The following is a 9,026-nucleotide window of genomic DNA, read 5'->3' on the forward strand; positions in this document are numbered from 1 at the left end:
AAGGCTTCCTCCTAAAAGAAAGCCTTGAATCACGTTCCGTCTGATTTGAGAATCCCAAGAGTCCACACAGCCTAGTCGACTTATACCCTTTCACTAGCCGGAGGGTACCTCAGTACGGTCACTTCATACCCGCGCGCAATGGCGTCAACCAAGTGCTCGGTGCTACCTAATGAATGCGGAGTGAAAGGCAACGGAACCGGCCACGAGCAGGCAGTTGCAGGATAAGGTCGGCGGCGTAGCGCCCGCCGGCCTTTCTCTTGATCGAGCCGCGCGTTTGCCGCTCCAGTAATTAGAGTCTACTGCAGTTGGCTGCGGAGAGTACGCCATGAAAAACGTTGCCGATCTCTTGATGCGGTTTTGGCAAGGCAGCCAGCGCGCGTCCAATACTTAGGTTGCAGCTATGGCCGGCAATCGGGATCGATCCAGCATGGCTGATTTTGTCCGCATCCTTCAAGCCTACGATCAAGAGCAGTACGGCAGGAGTTGGGGGGCGACCGCGTCCCTAGAGCTTCTTGGGTCCCTTGGTGAGCGTGAGGAATCCGGTGACCGCGCGACCCGATGTGAAGGTATTTGCAATTTCCATATACTCAATTATGTACCATTTGGTACACAACGACGGTGCGCGATGTGGCGAATGTCGCGTATCGAGACTGCGATCTTCGTCGCGGCGGTCGTCGTCATGGTCGCGCTGGCGGTATGGATTGGCCTGTAGCCAAAGATCGAGAGAGGTGACGATGACAGATCGATCAGACAGCAGGCGATCGGCGGCGGCGACAGGGCGAGCGTGTCCTACCTCTCCTTCATGCTGGATCACCGCATCACGCAGAAGGTGGTGTCGTCAGCGTTGCCGATGCTGGTCAATCTTGGCCTGATCGAGATCGAGACGGGTCCGCGCGGCGGCAACGTGTTTCGGTTATCGAACCGCTGGCGCGGCATTGGCGAGGCCGAAGCCAAAGAACTGGCGCGCGAGGTGAAGCCGCATCGCACGTTCGAGAAGCGGCCGGAGGCGAGCCGGGAAAGAATCGCCAACTTGGCCACTCTGAAGCTGCCGAAGCCCATGACGGGCGAGCGGCGGAGGTACAGGCGGCGGCCGCCGTCGCTGCCAACGATGCCGTGGCAGGATGACCGGCTATATAGCACAAGCCTCGCGACCTCAATGTCTTGCCCGCGGAACGCCAGCAACTTGATCCCGGCCGTCACCTGCTCAGCGAGGACGCGACTGTCGGTAAGCAGGATGCGGGCATCTCAGAACTTCGTGATTGGAGTTGCTTCCGTGCAATCCAGAAAAAGTGTCCACCACCTCGGACTTAGATCCCTCGAGGACAATGTACCAGCTTGGAAAGGATCAACATCATGGTCTACGCTATCGAAGTCTGCACAAGACGGCACGGCTTGTTGGTGAAGTACGGAAAGGACGCTGGTGGCGACTTGAACGGACCGTCCAGTTGCGTCTGGATGGTACCGGGGACTTGGAGCGAATGATCGTAAAGCGTCCGAAATTGGACAGTTTCCCGGCGCGACCTCGCAACGCGGGCAAGTCGCAATTTTGGAGTTGAAAAACCAGCGCTTAGTGAAGGAACAAAAGCACCGAATTTCGTGATTTTCCCGGTGTGTGTACCGAAAATCTCATCCGAGTTGATGACGTGATGGAATCTCCTAAGCTAGCGGAATGATCGAGGTTCTGCGGTTCGTGCTGGCTGTCCTGGCCTCGCCATTCGAGTCGAAGTTGCGGCTTGAGGCTGAGAACGCGGTGCTTCGACATCAGTTGAATGTCTTGAGACGGAGTATCCATGGTCGCGTCAGGCTTACGAACAATGATCGCTGGTTCTTGATGCAGCTGTACCGCTGGGTTCCGTCGATCTTGCAGGTCGTCACGATCATCCGGCCGAGACGCTCGTGGGTTGGCACAAAGCCCGCTTTCGCTGCTATTGGCCTTGGAAATCGCATCGACGGGGAGGGCGGCCGCAGCTCTACGCGGAGCTGCGTGCGCTGGTCCGGCTAATGAGCATCGAGAACCCGCTATCGGGGCGCGCCACGCGTCCACGGCGAATTGCACAAACTCGGGTTTGAGGTCGCGCAATCGAGTGTCGCCAAATACCTGGTCAAGCGGCACGGGCCGCCAAGCTAAGGATGGCGCACCTTCTTGAGTCACCATGCGCGAGATGTTGCCGCCATGACCTGTTCGTGTCCCGACCCTTCTTCGACCCGCTGTACGCCTGCATCATCATGCGGCTGGGTTGCAGAGAGCTTCTCTGGATCAACGTCACCCCGCACCAACCGCGGAATGGGTTGCACGCCAGATCACGGAAGCATTCCTGTGGAACGAAGCTTCGCGTTACATAGTCCGCGACCGGGACCGGATCTATGGCGCGCTCGTCACGCGTCGATTTGCGCGGCGTGGGCATCCGCGGCAGATCCGCCGCCGAACTTCTAATTCGGTGGAATCGACCTCTCATCTCGGTGGCAACCAGGAGCTTCATGTAGGCGCTGATTTGGTCGCGCAGAGGCCGGCCTCACGCCCGCATCGCTTCCAGCAATCCACCTACGCCCATGATCGTCCTCACGCGCTTCATGTTGTAGGCGAGCACGGTGAGCGCCATCTCAGTGGCCACCTTCGGCAGCTTTTTCGTGAGAAAGTGCGTTGCTCCCATCCAACACTTCATCGTGCCGAACGGATGCTCCGCTGTCTGACGGCGGACCCCCATTGCATGGGGGGTGTGGTCGAGCCTCTCCTGAACTTTCCCCAGAATGGCCTCGTGCTCCCAGCGTGAGATGCGGCGCTCGGGGGGCTGTCGTGCACTGAGCTTTTAGCGCGCAGGTTTTGCAGGTGCTTGTCCAATAGCGACGCAGGGTCTTTCCGTCCTCTACGTTCGTATAGTGATAAGTTAGCCGCTCGCCGGCGGGACAGCGATAAACATCGTCGGCAGCGACATAGACAAAATCCTGTTTGCCGAAGCGGCCAGCAGCTTTGGCGCCCGAAGTCATCGGCTTCGGCAACGTCACCGTGATGTCGGCTTCGCCGCAGGCCCTGATCTCCTCTCCATCGCAATAGCCGCGGTCTGCCACGACTTCGAGCGTCTCGACAGCCATCTCGTCGCGCGCCTGCCGGCCATGTTGGCGAATTGGTGGCGATCGGTGCCCACGTTGGTCACCTCGTGAGCCACGATGAGATGATGCTGCGTATCGACTGCAATCTGCACGTTGTAGCCAACGATCCCGGTGTCCTTGCCGCTTGTCGCCATCGAGCGCGCGTCAGGATCGGTCAGCGAGATCTGCTTGTCCTCGCTCTTCATCATCTCCGCATTGACCGCATTGAGCCGGACGGTCTCCTCCTTGAGCTTCTCGATCTCGCCCTCCAGCCTCGCAACTTTCGCCTCTGGCACTGCATCGCCGTGCCGATCGGCGGTCTCGAGCTGCGAGAGATAGCGGGCGATGCTCTCGTCGATCCGCTCCAAGCGCCGCTTCATCTTCGCCTCGGTGAAGTTCTTGTCCCGCGCAGTGACGGCCTTGAACTTCGATCCATCGATGGCGACGCTCGCTGCAACAAGCAGGTCAAGCTTGCGGCACAGCGCGACGAACTCGCGGCAGACCTCACGAATGGCCTTGCCATTGTCCTTGCGGAAATCTGCGATGGTCTTGAAGTCCGGCGCGAGCTGCCCGGTCAGCCAGATCATCTCGATATTGCGCTGGCATTCCCGCTCCAGGCGTCGGCTCGACGGCACGCGATTGAGGTAGCCGTAGATGTAGAGCTTGAGCATCATGCCGGGATGGTAGCCGGGTCGCCCCGTGTCGAGCGGCTGGACGCCAACGAAGCCGAGCTTAGCCAGATCGAGCCCGTCGACGAACACATCAACCGCACGTACCGGATTGTCCTCGGCCACGTAGTCGTCGAGCAGCGCGGGGACCAACGTGCTCTGTCCGCGGTTCACCCCTTCAACAAAGCGCTTCAGTAGATGCTCCCTGCAAACGCAGGGAATTCTTATCGCGCCAATCACGGCAAACAGATCGTTTTCACACGGCCTGGGCCACTAGCCGACATTCGCTCCATCCGCTTTCGCTTCAGTGCAAAGCAATTAATTGAATGCCGCGCTTCCGGGACGCCGTCGGCCTCAGGCCGTTGGATGAGATAGTAGGCAAGCTCCAGTCCACCGCGTCGTCTGGCCCGCCGAAAAACAGTCACCAATGTTGCCCTACCCAAGGCAACGCCGCTTTCGTTAATCGCCGCTTGATAAGCCGCTGCTGAAGTCGTTGATTTGCAGCCCAGGCTTTCCGTGCCGCCGGCACAGTCATCTCTGTTGTGACAACGAAGGCTCTCTGTGCAGCCCCTTAGTGTAGCCCAAGAGTGCAGGCAGCCTGCAATTGCAGGCTGATAGTTTCAATGCCGGCGGACGAACGCGCCTAACCGGCACCATCCGCATCGGCAGGAGTTTTGGTAACCGCTTACGTCACGAAGAGCGAAGTTCGCTCACCGCTCGGCGGTGGCGCGTCAGGCCTCGGCGATCAGTGAGGCGATGTCCTCGAGCGGACGATGGCTGAAGTCCTTTGCGAGTTCGCCCAAGATCTTGCCTCTCAGGTCGTGGTTGAAGTGCTTGCGCATCTCGCCCAGGGTCCTGGGGTCGGAGACAACGACCAGGTGTTCTATGGTCCCGTCCAGGCTAAGCTTGTTCAGGAACGCGGCCGTCGCTGCCGCGAAGTCGTCCTCAACGAGCCGCCTCCCGTCGGGGTTAGCAAAAACGGAGCGATGCCGCGCACGCGAGCCTGAGTGGGCGGAGGCAGGCGGAGCTGCGGTGATCTCGACCAAGTGCACCCCAGGTTTCACGCCTGTATTGTGGAACAGGCGGATCGTCTCGCCGTCAGCAACGGCTACTGTCGTACCGGTAGGCAGAATCATCGAAAGACCTCCCGTTCACGATCCCGCTTTAACACGGCGGGCTATGATACTCGTATGCCGGCGTTCTGCTGCGCCTCTTAAGCTCCCGGCACGAAACTCCCCGGAGCAGGACAGTCCCAACGATCGCCGAAAGGAATCGACGTTAGGTAGAAGATTGAGTCTATGACGGTCCAAAGGAAAATCACCTCTCGCTATGGAGTCGATAGCCGGCCGTTATCGGCAACGGCTGAGAGACGCTTGGCACCGCTGCGGAGTGAGTGCGGCGCTTCTGTCTGCGAGCACTCGCCCGAGCGGAACTCTAGGGCGACCGCGACGAGATGTTCACATGCCTACCGCCATCATAACGCGCGGCTATCGACTTCATGGCGTGACGTCATTTCCCATTCGCCGCGCGTAATCTCATGCTGACGAGCGTGAGCGGCAACCTTTCGCCGCCTCTCCGACATCTGAACAAGGGTCCACAATCAGGAGGCTGCAAATGTCAGTGAAGCAACCGGTTCTCACGCCGCCCCACGGCGGCGAAACGGTGACCTCGAATGGGGGCTCGAGCGTCGAGATGAAAGTGGAGAGCAGCCAGACCGGAGGCGAATATGGCGCTGTCCTGTGGACGGTGCGGGCCGGGGAGGAGCCGCCGCTGCATACCCACTCGCGCGAGGACGAGCTGCTCTGCGTGGTGCAGGGGCAGCTAATCGCGCGGGTCGGCGATGCCCGCGTCGAGGTGGGGCCCGGCGCCTACGCGGCTCTTCCCCGCGGTGTGCCGCATACAATCGAGGTGGTCGGCGACCAGGCGACTCTGCTGCTCAGCTTCGTGCCGGGTGGGCTGGAGCGCTTCTTGGTCCCGCGGAAAGGCGAGCAGCCCGATCCGACAGCTTTCGGCCTGACGTTCCCCTAGGGGCGGGGACCACGGCGCGCGGCGTTCGCGACCGTGCGCCCGCTCCGGCCCGGGTGCCGGCCGCGCGCGACCGCGCCAACTGATTGGTTCCACGGGCCGGCCTAGGCGAGCGACAATGGCGCGAAGATTTGATCTACGATGAAAAATCACCTTTCGCCATGAAGTCGATGGCCAAGCGTTGTCGGCATGGCAGAAAGACGTTTGGCACACTGTGGTGGGAGTGCGGCGCTTCCCATCGGCGACCGCGAAGCGGTGTTCACGTGCTTACGGGGATCATAACGCGCGGCTATCGACTTCATGGCTTGACGTCATTTCCCATTCGCCGCGCGGAATTCCATGCTTCGCTGGTACCTTGCTCATCCGGCGCACAGCAGCTTAGCGTGTTGTGCGGGACTAAGCTCCTTTCACCCGCTGCTCCTTTCACCCGCTGACGGAGGAAATCCGCTATGGTCACTCGCGGTTTCACAGGCCGCCAATCCGGATCAGAACAATCGGACCGGATTCCCCCAGGACAGCACCTCGTCGAGAATTTCCCGGTGCTTACGGCCGGTCCCACGCCGCGAATCGAGCCCGCGGACTGGACTTTCACACTCAAGGTCGGACCTCGTCCGGTCAAAGCGTGGAACTGGTCGGAGTTCAACGCGCTTCCACGAACCAAGATGACGCGAGATATCCACTGCGTGACCTCGTGGTCGAAGCTCAACACCGCCTGGGAGGGCGTGGCCATCGACGACATCCTCGCCGACGCTGGCCTTAGCGCACCCACTCCGTTTGCACTCGCACATTGCTACGACGGATACTCGACCAACGTGCCGCTCGCCGACCTCGCAATGGGGAAGGCGATGGTCTCGCTCAAGTACGAAGGCCAGCCGCTGCCGCGCGACCATGGGGGGCCGGCGCGCCTGCTCGTTCCGCATCTCTACTTCTGGAAGTCGGCGAAGTGGGTGAACGGGCTTCAGTTCACGGAGCGCGACGAGGCCGGCTTCTGGGAGCTGCGCGGGTACCACATGTACGGCGATCCGTGGCGTGAGCAGCGATACGCGAATGACTGAAGCGATTGCCGCAAACGCGGGATGGCAGAGCTGTGCGATTATCGAGATCGCGACGAGAACGCCGGCTATCAAGAGCTTCTTTCTCTGCCTCTCCGAACCGTTCGACTATACGGCCGGACAGCACGTTGACGTGCGGTTGACTGCGCCCAACGGCTACACTGCCATGCGCAGCTACTCGATCGCCTCGGTGCCGAGCGATTCCAAGTTGATCGAGCTGGCGATCGAGCGCCTCCCAGACGGTGAGGTTTCCCCGTTCTTCCACGACGTCGCCCAAGTAGGCGACACGATCGAGCTTCGCGGGCCGATTGGCGGACACTTTCTGTGGCCGGGGCCTTCCGGCAAACCAGTGCTCTTGATCGGCGCCGGCTCCGGCGTCGTGCCGCTCATGGCGATGATCCGGTATCGGAAGGCCAGCCGAGAGCCAGTGCCTGTCGCGCTGTTGCTCTCCTCCAGGACCTGGGGTGACGTGCTGTTCAGGGACGAGCTCCTCGAGCTCGAGAGGTCGCTTCCCGATTTCGTGCTCGCCTTGGCTCTGACACGAGAGCCGGCGATGCGCCGCACCGACTTCAGCAGGCGGATCGACGGCAAGATGGTCGCTGACGTCGCGGGGCGGCTGCCTGTGTCCGCCGGCTGCGCCTTCGTGTGCGGGGCGAACGCCTTCGTCGACATCGCGGCGGACGCCGCGCTCGCCTTGGGACTGGAAGCCGCGGCGATCAAGACCGAACGCTACGGCGCTTGAGAGACGATCCCTCTCGCTCCGCGGGAGGATAATTTTCGCAAACGCCAGATTATCCGTGCGGCCTGCGGCGATCACGGTCGTGCTGAATGCAAGGATACGCAACTGTGAACGAAACGGGAGCCACGCGGATGCTGTCAAAGACGATCGATCGACGGCTCGAAGGTCTTCTGCTGTGAAGGCGGCGCGCATGGCGGGGGCACCCCGAAATCGAGATCCAGATCGACTTCGTCGCAACACTCTAGAAGCGGGATACGACCATGTTTTCAGTGATTTTCGAAGTCCTCCCCAACAAAGAGAACTGGGATGACTACCTCGACAACGCCAAGATGCTGCGCCCCGAGCTGGAGCAGGTCGAGGGCTTCGTCGACAACATCCGCTACAAGAGCCTGATCCGCGAGGGTTGGATCCTTTCGCTTTCGAACTGGCGCGACGAGAAGTCGCTCGTCCGCTGGCGCATCCGCATGCGCCATCACGAGGTTCAACAGAAGGGCCGCGACGAAATCCTCGCAGACTACCACCTCCGCGTTGGCCAGATCACTGCCGATAATAACGTGCCCGCGGGGTACGCGCTCACGGAGCAGCGGCTCGACGAGACCGAGGTCGGGGAGGGAACGACGGTCACGCTGATCAACGCGACGCGCCCCGCGGAGTGGAAGCAGACCAACAACCCGTACGACTACGCCGAGTGGCTCGGACTGAATCCTTGGGCCGCCAACTGCACGTCCTGGGACATCTTCGACGCCGTGCTCACGCCCGGCGACCAGATTCTGCTCATATGCTGGAAGGACGCGGCTGCAGCGCAGGCCTACGAGGACGCTTCGGCGCCGAATGACAGGGCGAGGGTCCGGAGAGTGCGGATCGTGCGCGACTACGGGAAATACGACCGTCGCGAGGCGCCTCAATACTACGCAGATGCCAAGGGCGGCGCGACCCTCCACGCCTGACACCGCTCCGTCGGGAGGGGCGCAGCCTGCCGGGAGTTTGACTCCGCGTTCCTGCCACCCAGTCCCGCATTTCGCCAGGCTTCATGAGAAACAGACGTATTGGCGGTTGACGAATTGTCGCTGAGGCTCGCTCCGATTGTTGTCGAACGATTGACCTCAGCCCTCACGATCATGCCTTTTGGGGGTGCGTACACGCGGCGCGGCGGCCCGTCCGGTTCTCGCCCACCTCGCATGCACTGGCCCGGCTCTCAGAAGTTCCTGAAATCGTGTCCGTGCGTCCAAATCAATCGGCCGAGCCGTTCCAACGTGTGCACGCAAGTTACATCTACGCCCATGATTGCGACGTGCTCGACACGTCGTCGAGTGAAGGCTCGTCAGTATCGACAGCCGCACCTTGACGGAGAACAGAACAACCGATGGAGCTTCATCAAGTTCGCTACTTCCTCGCCGTCGCATCCGCGCTCAACTTCACCCGCGCGGCCGAGCAGTGCAATGTCACGCAGCCCGC

8 protein-coding genes and 1 pseudogene are annotated in these 9,026 nt (G+C 61.1%); 6 read left to right on the forward strand and 3 right to left on the reverse strand.

Annotation, left to right across the window (positions count from 1 at the left end):
• Window positions 1-427: 427 nt before the first annotated feature.
• The gene (locus tag AC5ZGW_RS44315) at window positions 428-712 is read left to right on the forward strand and encodes a hypothetical protein (RefSeq protein ID WP_165435611.1); all 285 of its coding nucleotides are present in this window, start codon (window positions 428-430) and stop codon (window positions 710-712) included.
• A gap of 98 nt (window positions 713-810) precedes the next feature.
• On the opposite strand, the gene AC5ZGW_RS44320 is transcribed toward AC5ZGW_RS44315, so the two are convergent.
• From AC5ZGW_RS44320 to AC5ZGW_RS44330, 3 genes and pseudogenes are all read right to left on the reverse strand, one after another.
• Entirely contained in the window at window positions 811-1,029 is a 219-nt protein-coding gene (locus AC5ZGW_RS44320; RefSeq protein WP_130230749.1) for a hypothetical protein, read from the reverse strand.
• A 1,484-nt stretch (window positions 1,030-2,513) separates the two neighbouring features.
• A pseudogene (locus AC5ZGW_RS44325) lies at window positions 2,514-3,950 on the reverse strand (IS1182 family transposase).
• A 536-nt stretch (window positions 3,951-4,486) separates the two neighbouring features.
• On the reverse strand, window positions 4,487-4,891 hold the full coding sequence (locus tag AC5ZGW_RS44330) for a baeRF12 domain-containing protein (RefSeq protein ID WP_130230751.1): 405 nt from the start codon (window positions 4,889-4,891) through the stop codon (window positions 4,487-4,489).
• A 478-nt stretch (window positions 4,892-5,369) separates the two neighbouring features.
• Between AC5ZGW_RS44330 and AC5ZGW_RS44335 the strand changes: the two genes are divergently transcribed.
• From AC5ZGW_RS44335 to AC5ZGW_RS44355, 5 genes are all read left to right on the forward strand, one after another.
• Window positions 5,370-5,783, forward strand: a complete 414-nt coding sequence (locus AC5ZGW_RS44335) for a cupin domain-containing protein (protein ID WP_130230753.1) — start codon at window positions 5,370-5,372, stop codon at window positions 5,781-5,783.
• Window positions 5,784-6,229: 446 nt separating this feature from the next.
• A complete protein-coding gene (locus AC5ZGW_RS44340) occupies window positions 6,230-6,835 on the forward strand; it encodes a sulfite oxidase-like oxidoreductase (protein ID WP_130230755.1) in 606 nt (201 codons plus the stop codon).
• Window positions 6,828-7,574: a ferredoxin reductase gene (locus AC5ZGW_RS44345; protein ID WP_130230757.1), complete on the forward strand. Its 747-nt coding sequence runs from the start codon at window positions 6,828-6,830 to the stop codon at window positions 7,572-7,574. Before AC5ZGW_RS44340 ends, AC5ZGW_RS44345 begins: the two co-directional genes overlap by 8 nt.
• Window positions 7,575-7,831: 257 nt before the next feature.
• Entirely contained in the window at window positions 7,832-8,518 is a 687-nt protein-coding gene (locus AC5ZGW_RS44350; RefSeq protein WP_130230759.1) for an antibiotic biosynthesis monooxygenase family protein, read from the forward strand.
• A 416-nt stretch (window positions 8,519-8,934) separates the two neighbouring features.
• Window positions 8,935-9,026: LysR family transcriptional regulator (locus AC5ZGW_RS44355; protein ID WP_496114004.1), on the forward strand; the 92-nt coding region annotated here is incomplete at its 3' end.

Source organism: Bradyrhizobium sp. Crot121 (assembly GCF_059512385.1).